Raw genomic sequence first — 271 nt, 5'->3', positions numbered from 1 at the left:
CCGCACGTTTTACCGCCTCATCCAGATCCGGATAAAAATTACGGATCACATCTTTCCATGCAACCTTTCCTTCCTCAACCATATCTAAAAGGCCTTCCATATTTGCCGTGAAATTTGCATCCACAATACTTGGGAAAGATTGTTTCATAATATTGTTCACCACTTCCCCAATTTCCGTCAAATATAAATTTTTCGCCTCTTTTGTCACATATCTGCGCCCAAGTATGATTGAAATCGTAGGGGCATACGTACTCGGACGCCCGATTCCAAG

Annotated in this window: 1 protein-coding gene; it reads right to left on the bottom strand. The window is 42.4% G+C overall.

The window, feature by feature from the left end:
• Window positions 1-208 (bottom strand): DNA topoisomerase (locus NE668_RS09805; protein ID WP_256196783.1); only part of this gene is annotated, 208 nt, incomplete at its 3' end.
• Window positions 209-271 lie beyond the last annotated feature (63 nt).

Source organism: Veillonella parvula, from assembly GCF_024461875.1.
Lineage (GTDB): Bacteria > Bacillota > Negativicutes > Veillonellales > Veillonellaceae > Veillonella > Veillonella parvula_I.
Note: the sequence above shows the minus strand (reverse complement) of the source record. Positions and strands in the feature narration are given on the sequence as shown.